A 25,459-nucleotide genomic window follows, 5' to 3' on the forward strand; every position below is an offset into this window, starting at 1 on the left:
CTCAGGAGTATTGGTTCTGTACTATAAACAGAGCTTCGTCTTCAAGTGAATGTTCATAAAACCTGTCATTTCAGTCAAGATGTAAATTGTTAAAAAAACCGTGTACCCAGAATGTAGATTCGGATACACGGTTTGCCTATTATTCTTTAAACGCATCCTCATACACGCTAGATGGCCATTCCGCCCATGGGAACTCTCGGGGAGGCAGCGATCTTAATGTAATCTCTTCCTTGGTTACCGGGTGCGGAAAAGCCGCGATGGCAGACCAGAGAGCAATCTGCTGTCCGGGCTTGTTCACACCTGCACCGTACTTCTGATCTCCAAACAAGGGACAGCCTGATTCTTTCATTTGAACTCGAATCTGGTGTGATCTGCCGGTGTGGAGTTCGATGTGTACGAGACTGTATCGATCCGTTTGACCGATAACCCGGTAATCCAGAACAGCGTCTTTGCCGCCGGGGGTGCCTTTTGGTACAGCTGTTACCGTGTTGGTTCGTGCATCTTTCAGCAAAGTATGCCTCAACGTACCCTGCTGCGCAGGTAGTTTACCATGGACAACGGCCGCGTATATTTTGCGGAAATGCCGTCCACGGACAGTTTCAGACAATCTGGAAGCGGCCTTGGAGGTTTTGGCGAAAATCATCGCTCCTCCAACAGGACGATCCAGCCTGTGAACCAGACCGAGATATACATTGCCGGGTTTATTGTATCGTTCCTTCAGATCCTGCTTCAGGAGCGTGAGCAGATCGGGGTCTCCCGACGCATCCTCCTGGGTAGGTACATTAACAGGTTTCGTAATGCCTAACAGGTGATTATCTTCGTATAATACAGGGATATCCCCCGATGGCTGTATGTGATCAGACATTATGACTCCCAGCGGCCCAGAATGCCGCAAGGCAGGTCCAGACCACTGCGTGTAATCGGCAGACCGATCTCACCTGCAGTAATGCTGCCTCCGTATTGAGCTGACATCGTCATCGTCAGCATGTTGCGCAGAACTGTGGATGAGATGCCAGTGGTGTAGGAATTAACCAGCATGAATAGAGGGTTATCCGACAAAATACTCATACAAGATTTCAAGAAGGGGTAGAGGTTCTCTTCCAGCTTCCACGTCTCTCCATTAGGTCCCCGGCCGTAGGACGGAGGATCCATGATAATGGCGTCGTAACGGTTACCACGACGCTGTTCCCGTTGTACGAATTTGAATACATCATCTGTAATAAAACGAACAGGACGGTCTGCAAGACCGGAAAGTTGAACGTTCTCCTTGGCCCACTGTACCATGCCTTTGGCTGCATCCACGTGGACTACCGAAGCACCGGCATAAGCTGCAGCAACCGTTGCACCACCTGTGTAGGCAAACAGGTTAAGTACAGAGATGGGCCGCCCTGCATTAGAGATTTTATCCATCATCCAGCTCCAGTTGGCAGCTTGTTCGGGGAACAGGCCTGTATGCTTGAAGCTGGTCGGTTTGATGTGAAATTTAAGGTTTTCGTATCCAATAGTCCAGCGTTCAGGAATTGGCTTTTTCATATCCCAGCTACCGCCGCCGGAAGAGCTGCGGTGATAATGACCGTGCACCTGGCGCCATTCATTGGTTTCTTTTTCAAGAGGCCAGATAATCTGTGGGTCGGGTCTGCGCAAGATGACATCGCCCCAACGCTCGAGTTTCTCGCCGCCTCCTGTATCGATTACTTCATAGTCCTTCCAGTTCGATGCTACGTACATAGTCGTTTATCCATCCTTCAAAAGTCATTTGGATACTATTGTACAACAAAAAAGGGCCTGTACGCCAGTTGGGGTGGGCAGAAGGGTCCTTTTGTTGTTTTGAATTTGCTGTGTAACCATATACTGAAAATGATGAATGGATTAAAATTTAATTTGACAATGATAATCATTATCACATATGATTTTGATAATTCAGATATCCTTATTAACTGCATGATCTAAATGACTAAATTAAAGTGAGGGAAAAATAGATGGCTAAATTGTTGGTGGCTTATGCGAGCATGACTGGAAATACGGAAGAAATTGCAGAACTGATTGTAGAAGGAATTACACAGGGAGGGCATGAGGCAGTCCTCAAGGATGTCATGGATTGCAACGCAGCAGACGTGCTTGAATATGATGGTTTCCTGATTGGGGTATACACATGGGGGGACGGGGAACTGCCGGATGAATTCCTTGATTTTTACGAAGAGCTGGATGAACTGGACCTGAGCGGCAAACGAGCGGCTGTCTTCGGCAGTGGTGACACATCTTATGAACAATTTTGCGGAGCAGTGGATCTTGCAGCTGCGAAACTGCAGGAGCGCGGGGCGGAGGTATCTCCAGAGATGCTGAAGATTGAGTACAGTCCGATGGAGCAGGAGAAGGATACATGCCGTGAATTCGGTAAACGTTTCGCTGCTGCCGGATTACAGGTGTCCTAGGAACCATGTTGAAACATAATGTTCAGGCAGCCGTTCAGCCGAGAGGTACGGACAATCCGGATCGTCTGCTTGAGGATTATAAATTGGAGGAGATGCTTCGCAGCCCGCATTGGTTCATTCGCCCAGAATCGGAGGCTGCACAGCGTTCCTCGCTGCAATGGCGACACCGCGTCCAGTATGCGGTCAGTCATGCGGTCAATGCTTTTTATAGTATGGACCCGGATGTGCGCAAGGAGGTTCCGGTACAATATTTGCTGGAAAAGTGGTGGCCGAAAAAGGCATCAGGTTTCGACTCCATTCTTCATTACTGGGATGTGAAAAATAAAGTCATTGATGAACTCTCACTGGCAATCGCCATGAACGATGATTTGAAGCATCCCATGATCCTGTTCGAACAGTGGAAAACCGAAATTCCTGCACTTTCCATGCACTTGTCGATGATTTTCCAGGCGGCTTGGCAACCGGAAGGGTGGAACTCTCTGTTGGTTCAGAAATTCATGGTCGTTCACGATCCGAACGTAGTTGAAGCTTTTCAGCATATGGCTAGTGTGTTTTGTTGGGAAGCCTTCGGGAAGTTGCCTGGCATGATTGAAGTTTACTGTTTGGTCGAAGGTCGTAAAATTCGATTCATTCCGGGACATCAATCCCTGATTCGTTCAATGGATTATATCAGGCTTGTTCGTGACAGTATCCCGCAAGCGAAAGATTCGGAAACGGAACATTTCACCTCTCGTGACAAAGCCCGGATACATGAGGAAGTGGACCGAAGAAGAAGTGAAGTGGAACCCAAGAAAAACTGGCTCATGTAAATCTGCAAGAAGAGTGTCTGACAAAAAGTGAAGATAAGGGAGGAGCGATACAATGTTAACCGGTGTGAATCAATTGGGGAGTGGCAAGAAGCGTGCAGGAAGTTGCGAATTCAGCCCGCTTCCGGTACCACAGTCGGTGATTGGACGATTGCTTGATGAGGCAGATCCTTCTTTGTACGTGATGAGCTCTAAACCCTGGCGATTTATGCTTTTTGCTGGAGAAGGGCGCCAGCTCTATCTGGAAGCGGTCAGGCAGAGCTATCCTCCTCACTTGGCAGACCGATATGGTGACTGGGCCACATATCAATATACAGAAGCCATCCCAGCACATTTGATTGTCGTTGCACCAACGGGCAGTCAAGAGGATCATCTGCTGCCGGCAAAAGCCTGGAGCAGGCGATTCTCCATGCTGGCAGCAGAACAGGGACTGCATGCCGTTTGGAAAATGAATGATTATCAGCAGCACCCCGTTTTTATGAATCTGATGGGTTTAACCAGTGAGGAGCAGGTTTTGGGAGTCTTTCATATCGGTTACGGAGACCAGCCTGCATTAAGAGATGTGGATCTAAGCAGACCAGCCTCTGAACTGATGACAGTCTACAACCATCTGGTTTAAAACGCTGCCTCTTAGGCGAGCAGAAATTAATGATGTCTGTCTGCCAGAAAATTACTAACAAGCTGACGGTACGTGTCTACGCTAGAATAGGTAGAGTACAATCGGTTGGATACGGTAATGGAGTTACCGAAGAAAAAACGTTCGAATTGTGTCTGTCTGCCGCCGAATGAACCCGCTCCGAGCTCCCAGATTAAACGGAAAAGAGAAGTACGCTGCTGTGAAGCCATATCGGTGCCTTTCAGATAGATATCCAAATGAGCGGCGGCACCCGATCTGAATTCTTCCTCCTGAGGCACCATAATCATCCCGCTTGAAGCCATTAGTTGGATGATTTCAATCATCTCGGGGTACAGCTTCGGATACAGAATATTGGCAGCCATCAATGGCTGTGGTGCAGGCAGTATAAAACCTCTACCATCTGGAACGGCTCCGGCTTCAGCTGCGATGGCTAAGGCCTTAAGAGACTCAAGTCCGGCTAATACACGTGCCGTTTTTTCAACGACGTGTGCTTCGGAGGCAAGGTCAAGTGTATCGATGAGCAACTGAAGGGTTCCCAGGATGAATTCGGTTTTGGCAATATATCGGCATAAAACTTGATGTCCCGCGTGAATGTGGAAGTTGCTTCCGCTAAATAAACGCGTGGACATTTCTTCACTTCCGGCAAAGAAAATCCGATCATGGGGTACCAGCACATGATCAAAGATGACGATGTTATCCATCTCTTCGTATCTGGAGCTGAGCGGAAAATTAAAGCGTGATTCAGATGCGTAGGTATCCCGGCAAACGAGGGTGATCCCAGGCAGATCATTAGGCACGGCAAAGGCGAAGGCAAATGGATTTTCACCATCAAATGGAGCAGGTGATGGAGAAGGGTATACCAAAATTTCGTCACAAGTAGCACCCTGTGTAGCCATCATGAATGCCCCGGTAATGATAAGACCATCTTCAGTACGTTCAACCACCTTGGCTGCGATTGCATCTTCCGTAGCGTCGATCTGTCCGGATACTTTGCTGGCATATGGTTGTATGAAGGCATGAGAGAGCGTGATGTCGTTGTCACGACAGAAGGCATAATAGTTCCTCAGATTTTCTGCGTACTGCGGAGATAACTCGTTAAGGAGATCTGCTGCAGTGTAGAATGACATGATGGCCGTGTTCATATAATCGGGTGACCGACCTAGAAACCCATGATGAGTGCCCGACCAGATACTCATCGCTTCACGACGTCTTCGCAGATCATCAACTGTAGTAGGTGGTAGAAACGATAGCCCCACAGGTTTGCCGTCCACGGGTGATGCATAGGTCATTTTGTCTGCAAGCTGCGGATCAGACTGCATGTCGTAGAGTTGAGCTTGCGTCTCCATAAGACCTTTGAAAGCAAGATGTTCTGATCTTTTACCCGTAACGAGTTCTCCCTTGTACCAGCATGGGACAGTCTGGGCATTGATTCGTTCAATGTACTGCTTGCCACTTTTAACAGGCATCGTTATTCACCTCTTGGATCTAATCGTTCATGGGCAGATTGACTGCTCTCGTAGTTTACGTGGGCAGCCTCCTTTATGTGCATCCTGACAGAGGAATTACGAATTTGGTGAAAGGGCTTGATAATAATTATCATTCTTGTTACAATACAAAAAGAAAAAGGAACCGGCCAGGGCTCCTTTAACTTAAAACAATGATAAAGTTGTTATTTTACTTCAAAGGTTTTGCAGTCTGTTTCAGCAGACTTGCTTGCTTCTTTAGAACTGTGGCTCACGATATAGATCGAATCAGCATTACATTTGTTCTCTTCAGCCCAGTGAACACAGGAATTCACTTCACACAATACGTCTTTTGCCATGATTAATAACCTCACTTTGAGTTAGATTACATTCGTTGGTATAGAGATAAGTTCGACTTTTCAAGTTGCCGCTTGAAGTTCGGAACATTTTGTCCTCTTAATAAGAGGGCTTATTTGCGTTATACACAACGATGCACTTTTAGAATAGCAAATTTGGGCAAAGCATGCAACATGTGCAGTATCTTAACTAACCATTTTGCGCGAGCGAGGAAGGCAGACTTTGCAAAAAGGCGGTCGTATGCTATTATTAAATAGTAATAATTACGATTAAATAGAAATTCAATAAGAAACTCACAACAAACTATGTTCATTCAAGACGTTTAAAGTGACGAATATAAATCTTAGTTGATCGTGTACTCTTAATTGAGTTTCTCAAACAATAAATTACTTAAGGCTTGGAGATTCGCAGTTTACTCTCCTGGCATGAACGAAGGAGAGTTATCAGCACATGAGCAAAACGAATCATATAAATCGTATTCCCCGTGCCAAGGGAATTGATATGGCCGCTTTTTATTCACCGAAAGAGTGCGCACGCAAAGTGAAGCACATTGTATTCTCACAGGAGAACGAGCGTGTCATCGAAGAATTCCTGACCATCCTCGGCATGAAGGAACGCTTCGAGGAACATGATGTTCCCATGCCGAACAAATTGGTTATGTTTGGTCCTCCCGGCACCGGGAAGACCTTAACGGCATCCTACCTGGCCTCCCGGCTTAATCTCCCGCTGGTTCTGGTACGTCTGGATGCGATTATTCATAGCCATTTGGGAGAGACGGCTACAAATGTACGCAAACTTTTTGAGTATGCACGGATGAATCCCTGTGTCTTGTTTCTGGATGAGTTCGATGCGATTGGCCGCACCCGGGAGAGCAATGATGAAGTGAAAGAAATGGCCAGGGTGGTTAACACCTTGTTGCAGTGTCTGGATGAATTCGAAGGCGATAGCGTACTGGTAGCAGCCACCAACTTGGAAACCCAACTGGATCATGCGGTATGGCGTCGATTTGATACCAAAATAACGTATGGCATGCCGGATGAAGAGAGCAGGCAGCTATATATCAACAAACTGGTTGGACAATTTGAGCATCAGCCAGACCTGAAAACATATATGTGCAAACAATTAAAAGGGTGCAGTTACGCCGATGTAGAGCAGATTGTGCTCAAAGCTAAACGTAAAGCGATTATTACGGACAGTCCATTGCATGAACAATTGATAACTGATGCATATGACGAGTATATGCCGCGTTTGTTATCCACATAGAAGAAGCTGAGCCGAAACGTCACTTTCCGATCAATCAAATTAAAATGATAAAACGAAACAGCCCTGCCAGGAATCCATTCAGGAAACCAGGCCGGGCTGTTCTGCTGTTTAATATGTTCTAAGCATTTACTGGTGAACGGTACGCTTTTTCCAAAGATGTCACATCAGGTGCCTTCCAGCGTGGCAGTTTTAGAGTAAACTGACTTCCTTTTGGGCTGCTTGAGGTGAGCGTGAGATCTCCACCTTGTGCTTGAGCAAGAAGGCGGCTGTAGGTGAGCCCAAGTCCCAATCCCCGAGACCGACGCTTCTTGAGCTCGCCGCGGTAGAAACGTTCAAATATTTTGGATTGATCTTCCTCGGCAATGCCTGTTCCGTTGTCCTGCACGTCCACAAAGAGATAGTGTTCTTCAGCTCGCAGGTGAATGTCAAACAGCGTGGGTTGCCCCGAAGCTGTGGCTTGCAAACCATTATTAAGCAGATTGACGATAATTTGCTGAATTCGCAATGCATCACCGATCGTATACAGTGCCCCCGCAGGTACATGCATTGCAACCTCCGGCGCTTGATCCTCGTAAGCGATTTTCCACTGGTAAATAATCTCCCCAACCAGCAGATTCAGATCGACGCGCTCATGGCGTACGGCAACACTGCCTGCACTCATGGCGTTGTAGTCCAGAAGGTCAGCGACCATGCGTTCCATACGTTCGGATTCTTTTAACGCGATATCAAGAAACTCCTTGCCTTCCTGCGGGCTGACGATATCATCTCGAACGGCCATAACCAGTCCTTTGATGGAGGTAACCGGGGTTTTCAGCTCATGGGTAACGCCTGCCAGTGAGAGATTACGCCATTCCTCCAGCTGCTGTAATCGCAGGGACATTTCGCGAAAGGAATTGACGAGTTCGTTCATTTCCTGCTCCCTGGTGTCCAGATTCAGGTTTACATCATAATTACCGGATCGAATCTGCTCTGCAGCATGTGCGACCTGGCGAATGGGTTTGGACAGTTTGCGAGACAGCAGATAGATTGTAAACCAGCCACATAGGATTAGGGCGGCAAACAGCAGTCCAACGATCAGCAGGGTGTCTGAACTATACGTAATGGCTTTTTTGGATTGCATCACCCATACTTTGCCCAGCGTCTGATTGGCATCCACTACATTGACGGTTACACCCGCAAATTTATGGTTTCGTGGCTCCATCAGGTCATCCGAAAGTCTGGTGTAGACTTCCTGCTGCGTCATTTTCGGTTTGGAATAGATCAATTGGTTGTTGTTGTCGAGAATCATGATGCAAAAATGATTATCGGTATTAAAAAGCTTGGTACGCTTGTCCACCAATCTATCCAGATCAGGAGGGATGAGCAGTCTGTTCTCTGTTCCAGATACCTTCTCCGCAATTTCAAGCCCCAGAAGCTCAGCGGTTTTTAGACCTTTCTCAAGGGAAGTGGTTCTGATCCAGTAAAGTGCCCCCGCAACAATAATGATGAAACCGATGCAGAGGATTAGAAAGTATTGAAGCGTCCAATAGGAGAGGATGGATGTTTTTCGTTTAGGCGTTTTACGGCTTAGTTTGCGATCCAAAATTGATACCCCATTCCTCTTAACGTCCGAATTTCTCCTGTTTCTGGAAGCCAGTGGGAGAGGGCCTGACGCAACCGTTTAATGGAAAGATCCACAGCCCGGTCACTTCCGTCATAGTCCATGCCCCATACCTGTTCAATGAGATGCTCTCGGGTGAACGTTCGATTCGGATATTCAGATAGGAACATCAGCAGCGACAGGTCACGAGGCGTTAATGCAACTTCTGCACCATTCAGCAATACTTGTTTGGCTGCCAGATCAATGACCAGATTGCCGAAATAACGTTTACCTTCCCCTTCCGCTGTCCAATGCGGATTGCGACGAAGTACGGCGTTAACTCTTGCAACCACTTCCTCCGGCACGAAAGGTTTGCTCATATAATCATCAGCACCGGCGTTCAACCCGTTGAGACGGTCCTGAATGTCGTCCAGTGCCGTTAGCATAATGACAGGGCAAGGGCTTTTTTCACGAATCACCCGCAGTAGATCCCAACCATCCATTCCTGGCAGCATGACATCAAGCAGAACCAGGGCGGGTACGTCAGAATCAAATAAAGTGAGAGCAGTAGGTCCATCTGCGGCATGACGGACATCAAAACCTGCTTTTCTCAGATAAGCAGCCAGCACACGTGCAATTGCTTGCTCATCCTCGACGATAAGTATGGATTTCAAAAAGGTGTCTCCTTTCACGACATAAGCTTGTGTACTGATTTTACATGAGCCGGGGCTTAAAGCCAATTAGGCAAATGTTTTCAGAAAAAAATGAGGCTTTCATCCTTTTTGACGTCATCCTGACACATTGGGTTGATAAGATTCTTGCAACAACCAACATATACAATGACCAATTGGAGGAGATAGAGATGAACAAAAAGACAAAAACATGGGTGATAAGCGGCGTCGCTGCAATCGCAATTCTTGGGGGCGGAGGTTACTATTTCGCTAACAGTTATATGGGTAACAACGTGGATATCGAGCAGGTGCTTCCGGCAAGCACCGCAGCATCCACAACGGATGCAGGCACAGGTACGGCGGTTGCAAACGAAGCAGCCAGCGCAGAGCAATTAAACGGGGATTGGACCATTAGCGAAGGCTCGAAGGTGTATTTCTCGGTAACGACATCACAGGAGACCGTCAATTTTGTGGACGAGCAGGTAAGTGGAACCTGGGCGATTAATGTGGACGATGCTTCCCAGATGAAAGCGGAAGGCCAGATTGAGATGAGCGGAATTGATTCGGGTAACGGTCAGCGGGATGGTCACGTGAAAGAAGCTGATTTCTTCGATGTTAGCACACATCCGCAAGCGACATTTACGGCAACTTCCTTTGAAGGCTTGCCAGCGGAATGGACTGCAGGACAAACAGTGGATTTTAAAATGAACGGTACCCTTACGGTTAAAGGCATCGAAAAAGAGGTCACTTTTGATGCAAAGGCCGCATATGAAAATGGTCAGGTATTGCTGTCTGCCACGACGACGGTAACTTTCGAAGACTTCGGTATGGAGAATCCTCACTCTGTTGTGTTATCCACGGAAAATGATATTCAGGTCCAACTGGAACTGAAGCTTGATAAATAAGCAATTTGTCCATGAAAAGGATCAGGCACAGAGCCTGATTCAAATTAGGATCACTGTTGAACAGGTCCCATCGGATGGAATAATATAAATAGCTAAACCTGTCCCAGATGCCGTAGGCAAAGGGGCAGGTTTTTTTGCGTTTAGGCGTAGTTTTAACATAGGAGGTGCGGACAGACTTAATGGTTCAGCTAAAAGCTAGGACCTTAAACTGTTTGAAATAACTGCTGTTTCCTTTGGAAAATACCGTGTTCCGGATCGTTGTGAAGCGCTTACAATAATATATATTTCATCATTGATTCAATTATCTTCAGTTGGATCGAAAAAAGGGGAGATGAAGAGTGAACAAGAAATACATAAGCGGCTGCCTGGTTTTACTCATGCTGTTCTGTGAGTTTGGCTTCTGGGTACGCCCGGCTGGGGCAGCAGGGGTAAACGTTGCATTGAATAAACAGGTTACCGTGAGTGCAGAGGATCTGCAATACAATGGAAACAAGGAAAATGCCGTGGACGGCAACACCGATACCAAATGGAGTGCAGACAGCAGGAATGAAGCGGGTCAGCCTCATTGGTTAATGGTCGATCTGGGAGGAGCGTATCAGGTATCGGGAGCTGAAGTGACATGGAAAGATAAAGGGCAGGTGGTAAAGTACCATGTTGAAGTGTCAGCAGATGGCACTCTATGGACAACGGCTGCGGATCAACAAGCGAACGAAATAGCAGAAGACATCGCAAAGGTGAGTTTTCAGGCTAATGACGTGAGGTATGTGAAGGTAACAATTCCATATTATGCTGGACCGGATTGGTGGCCAGGCATTGCAGAACTGAAAGTTTGGGGGCAAGAAGAGGGACTTACGCCAGAACTCATTACATCGTATTCCCCAATTACTATTTCCACCTTAACAGGTGTTGCACCCGTAATGCCTGCTGAAGTGCAGGCTCATTATCCAAATGGAAAGACGGCAGATGTTCCCGTGTCATGGAACGCGATAGATCCGATCCAGTATTCTTCTGCTGGAAGCTTCACTGTTACGGGTGATGTTTATGGAGCGTCTACCCAACCTGTGGCTGATATTCAGGTTGGGGGATACCGGAATGATTTTGTACGTGGGGTAGACATCTCAACCTTAACGGCAATTGAAGATAATGGTGGTAAATATCTGGACAGTAATGGGACGGAAAGGGATCTGCTCGACATTTTAAAAGACCGTGGTGTGAATTATGTTCGTCTCCGACTGTGGAATGATCCACAGAAGTCGGGTGGATATAATGATGAAGCAGATGTAATCCGACTGGCCAAACGTGTCAAGGAAAAGGGAATGAAGATCCTGCTTGATTTCCATTATTCCGATGAGTGGGCTCACCCAGGTCAGCAGCTTCGGCCAAAGGCATGGGAGGGCTTGTCCTTTGAAGAATTGAAACAAGCAGTATTCGATTATACTTCTGAGGTCGTAGCTGAGATGAAATCATCTGGTGCCATGCCGGACATGGTTCAGATCGGGAACGAAATTAACAGCGGTGTTCTGAATGGCCTGAACAGCAATGTGAATTTTGATGAGAATGTTGCCTTGCTGAAGAGTGGCATAGATGGGGTGCGCGCTGTCGATGGCGGAGATCAGGTTCAGATCATGATTCATCTGGCGGAAGGCGGCAAACCGGAGCTGTTTGATTGGTACTTTGGAGAAGTGGAGAAGCGCGGACTGAAGTATGACATTATTGGTCTATCCTACTATCCGTTCTGGCATGGAACCTTCGCAGACGTACGGCAGACGATGAATACAGTCTCTAACAAATATAAAAAAGAAGTGATCATTGCCGAGACTTCATATCCGTTTTCCTACAAAAATGGAGATGCCCACGGTAACATTATTGGAAGTCCAGAGGCGCTGCATGTGGGAGGCGCAACGTTCCCGGCTACGGTGCAAGGTCAGCATGATGCCATTGCCGGCATTATGGATATGATTGCAGAAGTTCCTGATGGCCGCGGAGCGGGTTTTTTCTACTGGGAGCCCGCATGGATTGCCGCCAACGTGGGTTGGATTGCTTCAGAGGGAGATGCATGGGAGAACCATGCCATGTTCGACTATGATGAATATCCTGCCAATGGCGGCTACTCGTTCGAAGGTCGTGCCTTGGAATCATTGAATGTGTACAAGCGAGGGATGGATTCCCTGCCAGCAGACCGCCAGCAATTATGGGCAGCCATTAAACATGGGAGTGAAATGGTGGCTTCTGATTATACGCCGTCTAGCTGGATAACCCTGGCACCGGCCATTCAGTCAGCGGAAGAAGTGTATCACAAAGCCTATACTCCAGGGGGCCTGACACAACAGGAGACCGATGAGGCTGCAGCAGCACTCGAAGCCGTTATGCAGCAGCTTGAAGTTATCCCAGCTGATCAGAAGACGCTTGAAGGCAAAATTGCAGAAGCAGAATCATATCATGAAGCAGATTGGTCTGCCGCAACATGGACCGTTTTTAGTAAAGCACTCGCCAAGGCTAAACAAGTACTTGCTGACCCTAGAGGAACCCAGACCGAAGTGGATCAGGCAGTGATAAGTTTGGAGAAAGCCATTCAGGGATTGTCCGATGTAGACAAGACTCTGCTGGTACAGCTGATCGAAGAGACTCAGCAGCAGAGTGAATCATCCTATACTTACCGAAGCTGGAGCCTTCTGCAGACGGCACTACAGGCAGCCATTGTGGTAAGAGACAAACCCGATGCTATCCAGTCTGAAGTCAATCAAGCATTGGAAAAGCTTCAACAAGCCGGGCATGACCTCGTACTGCTGGAAGCCTTGACAACAGGCAAGACAGCAACAGCTTCTTCAAGTGCAGGAACGGGCGGTGGACAGAACAATTCACCCGATGGAGCGATAGACAGCAACCCGAACACTTCATGGGGAACGGATCAAAGTATAGGCAGCTGGTGGCAAGTGGATCTCGGTGCGGTTGCCAATATCCGTAAGTTAGAAATGTCCATGTGGAGTGGAGGCATCAAATACAGAATCGAAGTCTCTGAAGACAATGAAAATTATGTTACGGTGGTGGATACCACAAGTGATGTCGTTGTATCCACCAGTCCAAGACACATACTGCCGGAAAACACTCAGGCACGTTACATTCGAGTTACTATTACGGCCGGTTCGACATGGGTAGGATTTTTGGATTTTGAGGCATATGGAACGTTCCCTGCGGACAAGTCTGATCTCCAGGTAACCGTGGATTCAGCTTCGAAGCTTCAGCAGAGCCAATATACAGCTGCGAGCTGGGGCAAGTTGGCGGAGGCGCTGGCTGCTGCCAAGGAATCGATGGATGATATCGAAGCCTCAGTTGAGAATATCCGTCAAGCTGACACTGCATTAAAAGAGGCCATGCGTCAGTTGGTCCGGCAGGAGTTAACCCCTGGACCATCGCAACCAGCCCAACCGTCACAACCATCCTCACCGGGAAGTCCAGCGGTGAATGTACCTGCACCTGAAACAGAACATCAGATAGAAGTAGGTTCCAACCAATTCAAAGGGGTTTTGACCGGGAAAGATCAGTATTCTGTTCAACTGAACGAACAGCAGCTGCTTCAATTGGTTAAAGAGAGGGAAGCAGGTAGCCAACAGCTGCGTTTGATTGCGGACATCGCTGAGCCATACCAAACTGTCACGTTCCAATTGCCTGTGAGTTCACTCGCAGCATGGGTTGAGACGCAGGCGGTACAGTCACTGGAGCTGAAAGTGGACCAGACTTCGGTACGCATACCGATGAAATCACTTCTGGATATCGATGCTGCGACTGCCAAAACACTGGATGTGATGATATCGAAGGGCTCCACTACGAATCTATCCGAACAGCAAAAAGCAGCGATCGCTAATCATTCCATGATCGACGTCAAACTGTTGGTGGATGGTGAAGTTTTGCCTTGGACGGATCGAGGCATTGAGATTGTATTTTCGGGTATAGATAAACCGGAGGCAGAGGATACAGTTCTCGTAGTGCAATCCTTAGTGCCAGATAGTCAGATGAAAACAGTCATGTATTCCGCATATGATGAGTCTGCACAGGTCATGACGTTCAAGCCGCTTCAATCCGGTCCATTCGTTATAGTAGAGGTGCATGTGCCTCTCTCGGATATACAAGCACATGCATGGGCAGAGAATGAAGTGAAGAGTTTGTATGGTAAAGGAATTGTCTCCGGGATGGCGGAGAACCGATTCGATCCACTGGGTGATCTGACCAGAGCCCAGTTCTTGCATATGGTTATGCAGGTAATTGGTAACTCTCAAGCTCCGAACACAACCGGATATTTGCTAAGTGATGTATCCGAAGGACAATGGTATACGGATTCGATTCGTCTTGGTTTGCAGATGAATATTATTCAGGGACGCCCTGACGGATCTTTTGGAGTGCATGAACGGGTTACCCGTGAAGAAATGGCGGTCATACTGCAACGTGTCATGCAAGCTGTGAAGCAGGATGAAACGTCTGGTTTGGATGTATCCACAGGTGCAGAGTTCAGGGATAACGAAGAGATCGCAAGTTATGCGAAGCAAGCCGTGTCATCCATGCAGCGGTTAGGATTATTGAAGGGCATGGGCGATGGAAACTTCGCTCCGAAACAGACGGCTAACCGTGCACAAGGTGCTGTTGTCGTCGCCAGAATGCTGGAACTACTATATTGAAATAGTAAGCAATGAAATACAGACCTGTCTTGATGCTACGGCCAAGAGACGGGTCTATTTTTTCGGAAATCATTAATGTCATATTGACATTATCGATTTCATTTGTTATCATTTCGATAATATCATAATGACAATATTGAGAAATGGGGAATGAGCGATGTTTGGATTCCGATTCGTGAAGTTTCAACCCAGTGAATATGTAATGAAAATTAAAAATGGCAAGGTGCAGCGTGAGGGTGTAGGATTGTCCTTTTATTACTACGAGCCAACAACGTCGGTTGTTGTACTACCCGTATCGTCTGTGGATGTTCCTTTTATGTTCGAAGAAATTACGGCGGACTATCAAACGGTGACGGTTCAGGGCCAATTGAGCTATCGCATCGTGGACTACCTGAAAATAACGCAAAGCTTGAATTACACGTACAACTTACGCAAAAACAAATATATCTCTGATGATCCTGGCAAGCTTGATCAACGTGTGATTACAACGGCCAAAGTATTAACCAAGAAGCACTTGGAGCGGATGCCATTGAAAGAGGCCATTCAATCCAGCGAACGGCTTGCAAGCAGCATGAAACGTGAAGTCGTGCAAAGTGAGGAGCTTGAGAAACTGGGTGTTGAGCTGATGAGCCTATCCATTCTGGCCATTCTGCCCAATAAGGAAACGATGCGGGCGCTTGAGGCACAGGCACGGGAAGAGATTTTACGTCAGGCGGATGAGGCATTATATGTGCGCCGCAATGCCTCCATTGAGCAGGAGAGACGAGTGAAGGAGAACGAGCTCAATACGGAAATAGCTGTGGAAACGAAAAAGCAGCAGATCAGGGAGACACAATTACAGGCGGAGCGTTCGGTCAAACAAAAAGAAAATGAAATGGAGCAGGAGCAGCTTCAATTCAATACGGCCATGGAGGAACGGAAACAGCAGCTCATTGAATTGACCATTGCCAACCAAAATGCCGAAGCAGATGCGAAAGCCTATGAAATTGCTGCCGTTATGAGATCTTTGCAGGATGTTGAACCGAATGTACTTCAAGCAATGGCCAATATGGGAATGAACTCGGATAAACTGATCGCGCTGGCATTTCAGGAATTGGCGGAGAATGCGGGAAAAATTGGTCAGCTCAACATTTCGCCTGATCTGCTGCAAGGATTAATGTCGACACCAGGAAGAGAGAAGGGAGGCCATGCACGATGAGACGGAGACACGCAAGTAAATCTTCACGTTCTCAACATGTTGACCAAACCCACCTTGGTGATGCCAAGCTGATTCTGGTCAAACGCAGAACAAGATTAGAAGAACTGGTGGTGCGTTATAACACGGTGCAGCAGGCCCAGTTTTACATTGAACGTCTTGGTGCCGATTTCAGCGATTATATTGAGGAGGATCGGCGTTATCGACATTCTGTGCAGCAGGCCCAGCTTCAGCTGGGTCAGCTTGGCCGGGTGCAGACCATAGACCGGGAACATGTGCCTAATTTTATATTCGGAGAACAGGACATTGTTGTGGTTGTAGGGCAGGATGGACTGGTGGCGAATACGCTCAAATATGTGACAGAACAGCCGCTCATCGGTGTGAATCCCGATCCCATGCGATGGGATGGAGTACTCCTTCCTTTTACGGTGGAGGATCTGAAGATGATAATCCCAGATGTCATGCGCAAGCAGCGTTCCTTGAAAGAAGTGACTTTGGCAAAAGTGGAACTTAATGATGGACAGTTTCTGTACGGGGTTAATGATTTGTTCATCGGACGGAAGACCCATGTCTCAGCCCGGTATGAAGTCCGTTTGGGTTCCTCGGTAGAACAGCAGTCATCGAGCGGTATTATTGTTTCCACAGGACTCGGATCGACAGGATGGTTTAAGAGTGTGATGGCTGGAGCAGCCGGCATTGTGGGGTCCGAAGCTTGGAAGCATATGCACATCAATGATGATGTTAACGCGGAACGCCCCGTTAGCCAAGGACATCAAATGGAAAACTTTGGGTGGGATGCACCCTATTTGTACTTTACAGTTCGTGAACCGTTCCCGAGCCGGACAACAGCAGTTAACCTGGTGTTTGGTCAGGTTCACCCGAAACAGCCTCTGCGGATCGTATCACAAATGCCCGAGGAGGGGGTCATATTTAGCGATGGGGTGGAACAGGACTTTCTCGAATTCAATTCCGGAGTGGAAGCTACCATTGGTCTTGCAGAGAAGCGGGGACGTCTCGTCGTCTGATTGATTATTTCCACTTCGGGGTTTCTTGATCTCAATCAAGGAAAATCCCGCTTTGCTGTTCTATGATGAATTCATCTCAAGATTACAGAAGGAGGAATCATCATGAGCAAGATTTCTTTGCAAACCGTCAAAGACTTTCAGACCGAGCGTTTTACCAAACGCATTCTGTTTCAGCATAATGGTGTGGGGTCACGTTTGCGCTGCATTTCCTGCCAGGACAACAACTCCCTGTCCATAAACATCTTGGATCGGATGTGCTGGTTCTTATGATTGAAGGAGAAGGAACAATTATATTGGATGGAGTCGAACAGAAAGTACAAAAGGAAGATGTAATCTGCTGTAGTGGAGAAGACACATTTGCTTTCCATAACACGGGAAACCATGAAGCCCGGTTGTTTGTTGTATTAAACAAAGTGCCTGATGAATCGTACGCCCGTGACATATAAAATGGTTCGGAGTCACTCAAACTGTAGATTTCCATAAAAATTATCAAAACGCATACCAAGCAAAAAAACGTACTACACTCTCTTGAATGCAGAGTTGTAGTACGTTTTTTATCGTGTCGATATGTTTATCAGGAGCCAGTTGGATTACCCATTTAAAAATATCCGAGCATTTCCTTGGCTTCATTCGACATCATATCGGGAGACCACTGAGGTTCCCATACCAACTGTACATCTACATCTTTATGGTCTGTATGCTCCAGCAGTACCCATTTCACAGCACCGAGGATCGTATCATGCAGCGGGCAGCCTGGTGTGGTCAAGGTCATGCGGACCGAGACTCGTTCCGGCTCCTCCTGCACTTCATATACGAGCCCAAGGTCAACAATGTTAACGCCTAGCTCCGGGTCGTATACTTCCTTAAGATACTCAAACAGTGGATTGATCTGTTGCGTCTGTTCCATATGTTCCACGCTCCATTTCTGTTTCTTAATGTTGGAACACCCTTGCGATCATGAAGATATAAGCCATGGAGAAAATCGATAAAAGAGTACCACCGACCATCATCACCTCTGCCAGATTGATCAATACCCCACTGACAAGTAGAAGGCTGGAAGTAGCCATGGCAATCAAACCCCAGCTCACATGACGCTGATTTAACATACCAGCCATAAGAGGTGTTCCTGGTTTTCCGGCTTGCTTGCCATATTTGTGTGTCCACCATAAGAAGGGGACAATCTTCGAAGCATAACCCAGAATGGTTAATGAGACCCATCCACCAAGATAGACCCAGCCTGCCAGAAGGACTACCCGCGGATGAAGCAGCAGTTCAGGTCCTTGTGATGCATAGATTAACAGAGCGACCATTAATGCTGCCAGTGCACGGCTTACATAGACTGACCAGCGTATGCCTGGGCCGGGATTGTTTTTGTGACGTTTCTCCTGTATTTGTTCCAAATGGTAGACGTACACAAGCATACCTGTTGTTAGCAGCAGGAGTGCGAGCCAGAGCAAGCCTCGTTTCATATCAGCTAGAAATGCCACAACGCCTGTAATGACAGCTGCATTCCACAACAACAGGACTATCTTTTGAAGCCGAACGGGATAATGATGCGAAAGATAGAACATGGGCAGCATTTTGTAGCTGAATCCTGTAATTAACATGCCGAACCAGCCGATCGTCCCCATCCAGATATGAGCCCCGAATATTCGTTCATGCAGCCCGTTCCATTGGCCGAATGCAAAATTCAAGCCCATCAACATACCCGTCAGACCGGTAAGAACCAAATAAAGACAAGCACAAGCCGTACTTACCGTAATCGGATTCCATTGCGATGCTCGAAATAACGTGACCCCCATATTCCATCCGAACAACAGAATTCCAATCAGGGCACAGGTAGCAAAACCTGCAAGCCAGCGTACATCTGCCTGAATGAATCCATACAGCATGCCAGTGACGCCAATGCTAAACATCACGTAATGGATGTAACCGAGCCTCGTACTGTAAATATCCGATTGCAAAATCACATGAATCAGTTGATATACAGCCCCCATGGCCAGCATGGTCGCCCATCCCAAGACAAACAGATGGGCATGGAACCATCCTTCCGGCCCTCGTAACTCGTCACCAAGCCAGCCTGTCAGGGACAGAAGGGAAAACGCATGGTACGCGATAAATCCGAGGATGCCTGTAACGATAAACCAAAATGGCAGCCTGGACATGGCGCTTCCCTCCTTTATCCTTTTACAATTCTAAGCTTGGCTGTACCATCCGCCTGATCCTCTACGGTGTAAGAGCATCCGAGATTATTCAGTTCTTCCATCAAAAAGACAGGAACACGGTCATTATGAATGAGAACCATCTGCCCAGGCTCACAGCGCTTCAGTGCGGCGAGGGTTCTCATCATTGGCTGTGGCGGCTCCAATCCCCGGTTATCCAATGTGATGGTTGGGGACAGGGGCGTCTCATCAGAGCTGTAAATAAATTCAGTTGAGTCAGGCTCTCCGGTGCAGCCCGTAGGAGTTTCTTCCTGGTTCAGGTCTTTTGCAGTATGAAACGTACCTTCCTTGGACCACGTTTTATTTTTCCGGTGAACGAACGTGGTACGCCAGTGCTCAGCATTGACTCGTTCCGATGAATGGGAATAGCCTCTCATTTTTAGTATGCCGAGCAGGGGTGTCGGCTTGAAAGGCGCGTGGAGCACAAACACATCCATGGGGTCCAGCCCCTTGACGGTGTTCATGATGAGTTGGAACGGCTCAAGTTTTTTGCTTAAATGCGGCCGGACATCGAGTTCAATAATTCGGTTATCCGTTGAAGACATATGGCTCACATCCATTCTGTAAGTTCGTGCTCTGTTTGGTCCACCAGTTTACAATTTACTGATTTTGACCTGGAAGACAGACGGACCCTGTTCGATATATTCCCAGGTGAAACTGTCTGGATGAGTGGACTGAAATTGGAAGCGCAAAGGCACCGGATCATGGTCATTGATAAGCAGCATGGCCTCATTTTGCGGCAATTGTTCAAACGTCTCGAAGATGATTTTATGTTTCAGATGCGATGGATACTCGGTTGCGTTAATTGTTGCTGCATATGTGTTCATAGGTTGTTCCTCCTGGATCGGTTTAGTGTGATGTTGCAAACTGAGTATAAAAAATATGTACGGTTCCCTGTGTGAGCGTGCTCACACATTTTGTTTTGTCATAATCTTGCCTCATTTTTTACGGATTCCTACCTGGAACCCGGATTGCGGGAGTTTTAGAAATAGGTCATGTGCATTATGTTTCACTCATTGTGATATTTTGCACAGTTACGTTACAAAGACATCCTTATATTTAGCGACAAGATGACAAGGTTGATACAACAAAAAGACCTTAACAACATGCTACTCGTGTTAAGGTCTTCTCATTCGTAATCAGCTGTTAGCATTCTATGTTCCTTCTATCTTCAATTTAAGACTTGGTCTACGAAGGGTAGCTTCCGTAATATCGCTCAAGTGTCGCGTTGATGCTTCAAAGCTTGCAGATCATGGATGATAATCTGTCTCCGATCGACTTCGAGCAGATTTTCCTTGGTGAGCTGATTCAACAAACGATTGGCGGTCTCCCTGGTCGTGCCAATGGAATTGGCGAATTCCTGGTGCGTCATGGGCAGGTTGATAATGATTTTGTGACCGGAAGGCTGACCGTGCTGCTCTGCCAACATCAGCAGGAAGGACAGCACGCGGTTCCGGACATCCTGGCCGGAGAGCACTTGCAGTTTATCCTGCAGTTCGCGGATCTTATCGCCGAGTACCCGCATTATTTTGATCGCAATGGATGGCGTATTTAGCATAAGACGTTCAAACAATCTGACCGGAATGGCAATCAGTTCAGCTGGAGTAATGGCTTCTGCTGTAGCGGGATAAGGATGGGTATTAAAGAACCCCGTATGTGGGAACATATCTCCCGTTTTCAGGAAGGAAACGATCTGCTCGTGCCCGTTCTCATCCGTTTTATATGCTTTTACGATGCCGGTTCGGATAAAGAATACAGCTTCCTTTTCGCTGCCTTCGGCAAAAACAACCGTTTTTTTATGAATGCTTCTGGAAATGGCGATATCCTCAACCTGCTTCAATTCCTCAGGACTTAGATCCTGAAAAATGGGGAACTGTTGAAGAAACTCTGCTGCTGTATCTTTGTTTTCCCTGCGCATTATGATTCTTCCTTTCTATATCCATATCAATTAGGAGGTCCATGGTGAAGTGACAGTACATAAAATTGTTATACCTCATGAACATGGCGGTTGGGCCATGGTAAGTGTACCTTTTGCGGCAGGCGTAATGGCCAGCGGACCACAGTGGCTGCATCTGCCACTATTCATGGCGTGGCTTGGACTATACCTGGCGGCTTACCCCTTGCTGCAATCTCTTAAAAGAAAAGCGGATCATCGCCGTCTGTACACATGGGCAGTGATATATGGAATGGCTGCAGTGGTATGTCTGGTACCCCCGTTAATCGGGCATCCTTCCATACTGGCATTTGCCCCGGTTCTTGTCCTATTATTGCTCGTTAATATCTGGCATGTCAGACACAAGGCTGAGCGTTCGCTCACGAATGATCTATGCGCGATGTTGATGTTCTCGCTTGGAGGTGCAGCAGCATATCTCATTGGATCGGGAGTATGGGATTACCGGATGGCGATCGTGCTGTTGTTTTCCTTTTTACATTTTACAGGAAGTACGTTCTTTGTGAAATCAGTCTTCCGGGAGCGAAACAACAAACGCTGGGTAACAATGACCCGTCTGCTGCATATCATCCTGCTCATCATTCCCGTCATCGCCGGATATCCATGGATGAGCTTAGCGTATATCTATTCAACTGTGCGAGCATTTGTATATGCTGGTCGCACTTTGCGTCCGATGAAAGTGGGTATGATTGAGATTGCTGGAGCCGTGCAATTCCTGATGTGGTTTATTCTCTTTTAGTCAGCATCATTTTATCATAACGCGATATTAGAAATGAACGAGTGACATAGATCGCATGGGATGTGATGAGGAATACAGACGATCAGACAAGATATGTTGTATCTTGCAGCAGTGCTACCCGATGTTTTTGCGGTAGCAAGCCAGGTTAATGAAAGGATAGATGTGATATAGACATGAGAGGGGATGACCCGAATGTGGACTGCATTCATGTGGGGAGGCATCTCCGCTTCAGCAGTAATTATTGGTGCACTTGCTGCACTGTTTCTCAAGATTCCCAAACGAGTGATTGGCTGGATTATGGCCTTCGGTACCGGGACATTAATTGGGGCAGCTTCATTTGAGCTGATTGGAGATGCATTGAATGATGGCGGAATTGTCCCGACAGCCATAGGGTTTACGGCGGGTGCTGTAGTGTACACCTTGTTCGACCTGCTTATTTCCAGTAAGGGCGGTGCCGGACGTAAACGTTCAGCACATTCGAAACCAGGAGGCAGCAGCCAAAGCGGGCTCGGCATTTTTGCAGGGACAGTGATGGATGCCATTCCTGAATCCATCATGCTTGGTGCTAGCTTGCTGGCCGGAAAGGGCGTGAGTGTGGTTCTCATCGTTTCCATATTCGTCAGCAACATCCCGGAGGGTTTGTCCAGCACGGTGGGTTTGCGAGGCAATCATTACACCAAGTCCAGAATCATATGGATGTGGCTTGGTGTACTATTGATTTCTGCACTTGCAGCCTTGTGCGGATATCTTTTTCTCAAACAGCTTCCGGATGAGATGGCTGCGGCCATTGGGGCATTTGCAGGCGGTGGTATTATAGCCATGATCTGTTCTACCATGATGCCTGAAGCTTTTGAGGAAGGTGGTCCTGTCGTAGGTTTCATTGCTTCCATGGGGCTTCTTGTATCCTTACTGCTTGATCTGTAAGATCTCCGCGAAAAAAGCAACATAGCAAAAAAAGAGTATCCGCTCAAGTAATTTTGAGGTAAGGATACTCTTTTGCTTACCAATGCATATACATTGTTCCCCAGTGACCATTGACTAGTGATTGCTTGAACAGTTCCCTCCACAACCACATGCTTCCTTATATACTTCGCCCGGTTTGGGCAGTCGGTTTAACTCAACGGACTTGGTGAAATACTGGCTGATCTGCTGATGCATCTGGCTAAATTCACGCTGTGCATACATGAATCTGCGAATAAGCGGATGATTGTAGAGGGCGTGTTCTTCTTGTTCGTACACCTGCATTTCAGATGTCAGCAATTCAATATTTTGACGTTCTTTTTCCTCCAGAGCCTGATGCTTCTCCATAAACTGCTCATATTGCGCTGTAGCCTGCTCATCTGCGGCAAATTGATCAATCATCTCCCGCATCTCACGGTAACCTTCATCCTGTAATAACACGGAGCATAATTCCTCCATTTTAAGCATGATCGCCTGTTTGTCCATTTTTACGATTGTACTCATCTTGTTAACCTCCTGTAGAGTGGTTTCTCTTACGTATCACTGTATACCTGATCCCCATAGTGCACTGTGACGATACTCACATCTTATGTGAGATATGTAACGTTTCCTGTCAGGATTCTCTATACGGAGTTATTGGATTCGTTGCTGAAGCTCTTCCAGTTGAAGAAGGTGAATGACATTGCCAGCTACCTGAAGCAGACCTTCTGACTGCATAATGGCCAGTTTGCGGCTCAAGGTTTCGGGCGTAATGCCTACCAGAAGTGCCATATCCTTTTTGAAAACAGGAAGCTTGATTCCATCTGTCTCTATATTTCGCACATGAAAATTCAATAATAGCTTAGCGATTCGTTGTTCAGGGTTCATGGAACTGAGGGCAGTATTCCATTCTTCAGATTGTTCAAGAAGAGCGGAAACAGCTAGAAGAAAATGATAAGAAAGCTTCGGATCATGTTCTATCAATTGGTCAAAATCCTGCCTATGAAGAGTGCATAAAGTTGATGTTTCCAATGCTTCTGCATGAAATCCATACGGTTTTTGATGTAACAGAGCGTCATGCCCGAAGAAATCACCAGGAAACAGGAAACGGACAATATGCTCCTTGCCGTTCTCGGTGTATTTGGATAATTTCACACTTCCCTGATGAACCATGTATAACTTAGCTGAACCTTCTCCTTCCTTCACGACCATTTCCCCTTTATGAAAGACCTGCGATTGCAGCAGGGAAACGAGCAGGGATGATGCTTCAGGTCCAAGGTGTTGAAAAAGGGGGACTTTGACATGGCAGGGAGTCTTGCCCTGAGAACTACATAGCATGATCAAAATTCACCTCGCAGGGTTCAAATTTTTTATTGTGTAAGCACGGAGACGGACTTAATGCTGCATCGCTGTACCACCGTGATCCTTGCCATCAGAGGTAACTCGCAAAACAGCTGAAGCACCCTTGGATACATGGTTAAACTGATGGGTTACAATGGGATAATTTCCCTCTTCCGTTACGGTAAACTCAACGACTGCCCCTCCGCTCGCAGGAAGCATAACGGTCTGTAATCCATATTGGATATTGCGGGGATTTCCATCCGTGTAAACCCGGTCCATAATGGTCCCTACCACATGGAAGGACGAAACTTCGTTCGGCCCTGCATTGCTGACATATATTCGAACCGTATCACCCGTTTTAGCGAGCAAGGGGGAGTTGACCAGACCATAGTCGTTGCCATTAAAGACAACATAATCCGGCTCATCATTCATAAAAGCATCGTAGCTATGCTCTTTGTACCATTCACTTTGTACGAGTGTATATTCCCGATCAATCTGTCCGTCAGTAGGGTAGCCTGCCTTCGGTTCAACAATAATCATGCCATACATACCGTTTGCAATATGGGCAAGTACCGGACTGGTTCCGCAATGATACATGAAGACTCCGGGCGACGATGTGTTATAAGTGAACGTACCCTCCTCACCTGGCATAACGTCAACGAATTTGCTGCTTGGTGAAGCGTGTACGGCATGGAAATCCATGGAATGTGGCAAGGCAGAATCCTTATTTTTCAAAGTGAAAATCAGTGTGTCACCCTCGATTACGCGCAGAACGGGTCCAGGTACAGTGCCGTTAAAAGTCCAGGCATTGTAGACGACACCTGCGGAGATCTCGATATCGGTCACTTGGGCTGTCATCTCGATGTACACGTTTGTGCCTTCTCTACGGATGATGGGGTCAACAGGTTGATGACTGATTGACTCCACAGGAGCAGTGTCGTGATGATCCGGTTTATCTTTTTCTGCAGCATTGCAATGGGATAGGACGGCCGTACTTAATGCCAATGCGAAAGACAATTTGATGAGACTCATCCAGGAGAACATGGGAACACAACCTTATTCAAGTGATATCATTCACAAACCTTGCTGCAGCCATATCTAGTGTACGACAGTTCAGTGGGGACAGGTGTGACGTGAGACACATTCCCCAAAGGCTCGATATTCAAAATTTCCGCAGACATTGACACGTTTCTTGTACTACGCGATGGAGTTACTTATAATTTTAGGTAGCGCTGTATGGGAAATATTGAGGGTTGAAATTTCT

At 47.1% G+C, this 25,459-nt stretch carries 26 protein-coding genes; 12 read left to right on the forward strand and 14 right to left on the reverse strand.

What is annotated here, in order from left to right:
• Window positions 1–139 precede the first annotated feature (139 nt).
• Both MH144_RS25295 and MH144_RS25300 read right to left on the reverse strand, forming a co-directional pair.
• Window positions 140–865, reverse strand: a complete 726-nt coding sequence (locus MH144_RS25295; protein ID WP_239305070.1) for an RluA family pseudouridine synthase — start codon at window positions 863–865, stop codon at window positions 140–142.
• Window positions 865–1,728 (reverse strand): class I SAM-dependent methyltransferase, encoded by an 864-nt coding sequence (locus MH144_RS25300; RefSeq protein WP_095292682.1) that lies wholly within the window; start codon window positions 1,726–1,728, stop codon window positions 865–867. Before MH144_RS25300 ends, MH144_RS25295 begins: the two co-directional genes overlap by 1 nt.
• 251 nt (window positions 1,729–1,979) lie before the next feature.
• On the opposite strand from MH144_RS25300, the gene MH144_RS25305 reads away from it, so the two are divergent.
• The 3 genes from MH144_RS25305 to MH144_RS25315 are packed head-to-tail and all read left to right on the forward strand — an operon-like array spanning window position 1,980 to window position 3,857.
• On the forward strand, window positions 1,980–2,432 hold the full coding sequence (locus MH144_RS25305) for a flavodoxin (protein WP_095292679.1): 453 nt from the start codon (window positions 1,980–1,982) through the stop codon (window positions 2,430–2,432).
• Window positions 2,433–2,437: 5 nt separating this feature from the next.
• Complete coding sequence (locus tag MH144_RS25310; RefSeq protein ID WP_239305071.1) at window positions 2,438–3,241, forward strand: hypothetical protein; 804 nt, start codon at window positions 2,438–2,440, stop codon at window positions 3,239–3,241.
• A 52-nt stretch (window positions 3,242–3,293) separates the two neighbouring features.
• The gene (locus tag MH144_RS25315) at window positions 3,294–3,857 is read left to right on the forward strand and encodes a nitroreductase family protein (RefSeq protein ID WP_239305072.1); all 564 of its coding nucleotides are present in this window, start codon (window positions 3,294–3,296) and stop codon (window positions 3,855–3,857) included.
• A 26-nt stretch (window positions 3,858–3,883) separates the two neighbouring features.
• Here the strand turns inward: MH144_RS25315 and MH144_RS25320 are convergent, their stop codons facing one another.
• Together MH144_RS25320 and MH144_RS25325 are read right to left on the reverse strand one after the other, a co-directional pair.
• A complete protein-coding gene (locus MH144_RS25320; protein WP_239305073.1) occupies window positions 3,884–5,341 on the reverse strand; it encodes a 4-hydroxyphenylacetate 3-hydroxylase family protein in 1,458 nt (485 codons plus the stop codon).
• Between the two features lie 203 nt (window positions 5,342–5,544).
• On the reverse strand, window positions 5,545–5,697 hold the full coding sequence (locus MH144_RS25325) for a DUF1540 domain-containing protein (protein WP_239305074.1): 153 nt from the start codon (window positions 5,695–5,697) through the stop codon (window positions 5,545–5,547).
• A 448-nt stretch (window positions 5,698–6,145) separates the two neighbouring features.
• On the opposite strand from MH144_RS25325, the gene MH144_RS25330 reads away from it, so the two are divergent.
• The gene (locus tag MH144_RS25330; RefSeq protein ID WP_239305075.1) at window positions 6,146–6,958 is read left to right on the forward strand and encodes an AAA family ATPase; all 813 of its coding nucleotides are present in this window, start codon (window positions 6,146–6,148) and stop codon (window positions 6,956–6,958) included.
• A gap of 118 nt (window positions 6,959–7,076) precedes the next feature.
• On the opposite strand, the gene MH144_RS25335 is transcribed toward MH144_RS25330, so the two are convergent.
• Window positions 7,077–8,540 (reverse strand): HAMP domain-containing sensor histidine kinase, encoded by a 1,464-nt coding sequence (locus MH144_RS25335; protein WP_239305076.1) that lies wholly within the window; start codon window positions 8,538–8,540, stop codon window positions 7,077–7,079.
• Window positions 8,525–9,211 (reverse strand): response regulator transcription factor, encoded by a 687-nt coding sequence (locus MH144_RS25340; protein WP_127540420.1) that lies wholly within the window; start codon window positions 9,209–9,211, stop codon window positions 8,525–8,527. The genes MH144_RS25335 and MH144_RS25340 overlap by 16 nt, the downstream gene beginning before the upstream one ends.
• A 188-nt stretch (window positions 9,212–9,399) precedes the next feature.
• Between MH144_RS25340 and MH144_RS25345 the strand changes: the two genes are divergently transcribed.
• The 6 genes from MH144_RS25345 (at window position 9,400) to MH144_RS31120 (ending at window position 17,449) form a co-directional block, all read left to right on the forward strand.
• A complete protein-coding gene (locus MH144_RS25345; protein ID WP_239305077.1) occupies window positions 9,400–10,113 on the forward strand; it encodes a YceI family protein in 714 nt (237 codons plus the stop codon).
• A gap of 338 nt (window positions 10,114–10,451) precedes the next feature.
• Entirely contained in the window at window positions 10,452–14,783 is a 4,332-nt protein-coding gene (locus MH144_RS25350) for a glycosyl hydrolase 53 family protein (RefSeq protein WP_239305078.1), read from the forward strand.
• A 157-nt stretch (window positions 14,784–14,940) separates the two neighbouring features.
• Window positions 14,941–15,981 carry an SPFH domain-containing protein gene (locus MH144_RS25355; RefSeq protein WP_239305079.1) on the forward strand — a complete coding sequence of 347 codons (1,041 nt, stop codon included), beginning with the start codon at window positions 14,941–14,943 and terminating at the stop codon, window positions 15,979–15,981.
• The gene (locus tag MH144_RS25360; RefSeq protein ID WP_239305080.1) at window positions 15,978–17,003 is read left to right on the forward strand and encodes a diacylglycerol kinase catalytic domain-containing protein; all 1,026 of its coding nucleotides are present in this window, start codon (window positions 15,978–15,980) and stop codon (window positions 17,001–17,003) included. Before MH144_RS25355 ends, MH144_RS25360 begins: the two co-directional genes overlap by 4 nt.
• A gap of 102 nt (window positions 17,004–17,105) precedes the next feature.
• Complete coding sequence (locus tag MH144_RS25365; protein WP_239305081.1) at window positions 17,106–17,273, forward strand: hypothetical protein; 168 nt, start codon at window positions 17,106–17,108, stop codon at window positions 17,271–17,273.
• Window positions 17,258–17,449, forward strand: a complete 192-nt coding sequence (locus MH144_RS31120; RefSeq protein WP_481857395.1) for a hypothetical protein — start codon at window positions 17,258–17,260, stop codon at window positions 17,447–17,449. Before MH144_RS25365 ends, MH144_RS31120 begins: the two co-directional genes overlap by 16 nt.
• A 152-nt stretch (window positions 17,450–17,601) precedes the next feature.
• Here the strand turns inward: MH144_RS31120 and MH144_RS25370 are convergent, their stop codons facing one another.
• The 5 genes from MH144_RS25370 to MH144_RS25390 all read right to left on the reverse strand — a co-directional run bounded on the left by MH144_RS25370 (window position 17,602) and on the right by MH144_RS25390 (window position 21,143).
• Window positions 17,602–17,910, reverse strand: a complete 309-nt coding sequence (locus MH144_RS25370; protein WP_239305082.1) for a metal-sulfur cluster assembly factor — start codon at window positions 17,908–17,910, stop codon at window positions 17,602–17,604.
• Window positions 17,911–17,935: 25 nt separating this feature from the next.
• The gene (locus MH144_RS25375; RefSeq protein WP_239305083.1) at window positions 17,936–19,168 is read right to left on the reverse strand and encodes a cbb3-type cytochrome c oxidase subunit I; all 1,233 of its coding nucleotides are present in this window, start codon (window positions 19,166–19,168) and stop codon (window positions 17,936–17,938) included.
• 14 nt (window positions 19,169–19,182) lie between these two features.
• A complete protein-coding gene (locus tag MH144_RS25380) occupies window positions 19,183–19,770 on the reverse strand; it encodes a DUF2249 domain-containing protein (protein WP_239305084.1) in 588 nt (195 codons plus the stop codon).
• 48 nt (window positions 19,771–19,818) lie between these two features.
• Window positions 19,819–20,052: a DUF2249 domain-containing protein gene (locus MH144_RS25385; protein ID WP_239305085.1), complete on the reverse strand. Its 234-nt coding sequence runs from the start codon at window positions 20,050–20,052 to the stop codon at window positions 19,819–19,821.
• A 389-nt stretch (window positions 20,053–20,441) separates the two neighbouring features.
• Window positions 20,442–21,143 carry a Crp/Fnr family transcriptional regulator gene (locus MH144_RS25390; protein WP_239305086.1) on the reverse strand — a complete coding sequence of 234 codons (702 nt, stop codon included), beginning with the start codon at window positions 21,141–21,143 and terminating at the stop codon, window positions 20,442–20,444.
• A 49-nt stretch (window positions 21,144–21,192) separates the two neighbouring features.
• On the opposite strand from MH144_RS25390, the gene MH144_RS25395 reads away from it, so the two are divergent.
• Together MH144_RS25395 and MH144_RS25400 are read left to right on the forward strand one after the other, a co-directional pair.
• Window positions 21,193–21,915, forward strand: coding sequence for a YwiC-like family protein (locus tag MH144_RS25395; protein ID WP_239305087.1), 723 nt, complete (start codon window positions 21,193–21,195; stop codon window positions 21,913–21,915).
• A 192-nt stretch (window positions 21,916–22,107) separates the two neighbouring features.
• Window positions 22,108–22,839 (forward strand): ZIP family metal transporter, encoded by a 732-nt coding sequence (locus MH144_RS25400; RefSeq protein ID WP_239305105.1) that lies wholly within the window; start codon window positions 22,108–22,110, stop codon window positions 22,837–22,839.
• 114 nt (window positions 22,840–22,953) lie between these two features.
• Here the strand turns inward: MH144_RS25400 and MH144_RS25405 are convergent, their stop codons facing one another.
• From MH144_RS25405 to MH144_RS25415, 3 genes are all read right to left on the reverse strand, one after another.
• Entirely contained in the window at window positions 22,954–23,379 is a 426-nt protein-coding gene (locus tag MH144_RS25405) for a YlbF/YmcA family competence regulator (RefSeq protein ID WP_239305088.1), read from the reverse strand.
• A 129-nt stretch (window positions 23,380–23,508) separates the two neighbouring features.
• Complete coding sequence (locus MH144_RS25410; RefSeq protein ID WP_239305089.1) at window positions 23,509–24,192, reverse strand: Crp/Fnr family transcriptional regulator; 684 nt, start codon at window positions 24,190–24,192, stop codon at window positions 23,509–23,511.
• Window positions 24,193–24,249: 57 nt separating this feature from the next.
• A complete protein-coding gene (locus tag MH144_RS25415; protein WP_239305090.1) occupies window positions 24,250–25,239 on the reverse strand; it encodes a multicopper oxidase domain-containing protein in 990 nt (329 codons plus the stop codon).
• Between the last annotated feature and the right edge of the window lie 220 nt (window positions 25,240–25,459).

This window comes from Paenibacillus sp. ACRRY (assembly GCF_022346995.1).
Classification (GTDB): domain Bacteria; phylum Bacillota; class Bacilli; order Paenibacillales; family Paenibacillaceae; genus Paenibacillus.

Coding starts and splice junctions, on each gene's coding strand:
- MH144_RS25385 (WP_239305085.1), bottom strand. CDS start 20,052: ATGAACACATATGCAGCAACAATTAACGCAACCGAGTATCCATCGCAT.
- MH144_RS25370 (WP_239305082.1), bottom strand. CDS start 17,910: ATGGAACAGACGCAACAGATCAATCCACTGTTTGAGTATCTTAAGGAA.
- MH144_RS25415 (WP_239305090.1), bottom strand. CDS start 25,239: ATGTTCTCCTGGATGAGTCTCATCAAATTGTCTTTCGCATTGGCATTA.
- MH144_RS25405 (WP_239305088.1), bottom strand. CDS start 23,379: ATGAGTACAATCGTAAAAATGGACAAACAGGCGATCATGCTTAAAATG.
- MH144_RS25345 (WP_239305077.1), top strand. CDS start 9,400: ATGAACAAAAAGACAAAAACATGGGTGATAAGCGGCGTCGCTGCAATC.
- MH144_RS25315 (WP_239305072.1), top strand. CDS start 3,294: ATGTTAACCGGTGTGAATCAATTGGGGAGTGGCAAGAAGCGTGCAGGA.
- MH144_RS25355 (WP_239305079.1), top strand. CDS start 14,941: ATGTTTGGATTCCGATTCGTGAAGTTTCAACCCAGTGAATATGTAATG.
- MH144_RS25400 (WP_239305105.1), top strand. CDS start 22,108: ATGTGGACTGCATTCATGTGGGGAGGCATCTCCGCTTCAGCAGTAATT.
- MH144_RS25295 (WP_239305070.1), bottom strand. CDS start 865: ATGTCTGATCACATACAGCCATCGGGGGATATCCCTGTATTATACGAA.
- MH144_RS25320 (WP_239305073.1), bottom strand. CDS start 5,341: ATGCCTGTTAAAAGTGGCAAGCAGTACATTGAACGAATCAATGCCCAG.
- MH144_RS25365 (WP_239305081.1), top strand. CDS start 17,106: ATGAGCAAGATTTCTTTGCAAACCGTCAAAGACTTTCAGACCGAGCGT.
- MH144_RS25310 (WP_239305071.1), top strand. CDS start 2,438: ATGTTGAAACATAATGTTCAGGCAGCCGTTCAGCCGAGAGGTACGGAC.
- MH144_RS25305 (WP_095292679.1), top strand. CDS start 1,980: ATGGCTAAATTGTTGGTGGCTTATGCGAGCATGACTGGAAATACGGAA.
- MH144_RS25325 (WP_239305074.1), bottom strand. CDS start 5,697: ATGGCAAAAGACGTATTGTGTGAAGTGAATTCCTGTGTTCACTGGGCT.
- MH144_RS25360 (WP_239305080.1), top strand. CDS start 15,978: ATGAGACGGAGACACGCAAGTAAATCTTCACGTTCTCAACATGTTGAC.
- MH144_RS25300 (WP_095292682.1), bottom strand. CDS start 1,728: ATGTACGTAGCATCGAACTGGAAGGACTATGAAGTAATCGATACAGGA.
- MH144_RS25330 (WP_239305075.1), top strand. CDS start 6,146: ATGAGCAAAACGAATCATATAAATCGTATTCCCCGTGCCAAGGGAATT.
- MH144_RS25375 (WP_239305083.1), bottom strand. CDS start 19,168: ATGTCCAGGCTGCCATTTTGGTTTATCGTTACAGGCATCCTCGGATTT.
- MH144_RS25380 (WP_239305084.1), bottom strand. CDS start 19,770: ATGTCTTCAACGGATAACCGAATTATTGAACTCGATGTCCGGCCGCAT.
- MH144_RS25410 (WP_239305089.1), bottom strand. CDS start 24,192: ATGCTATGTAGTTCTCAGGGCAAGACTCCCTGCCATGTCAAAGTCCCC.
- MH144_RS25390 (WP_239305086.1), bottom strand. CDS start 21,143: ATGCGCAGGGAAAACAAAGATACAGCAGCAGAGTTTCTTCAACAGTTC.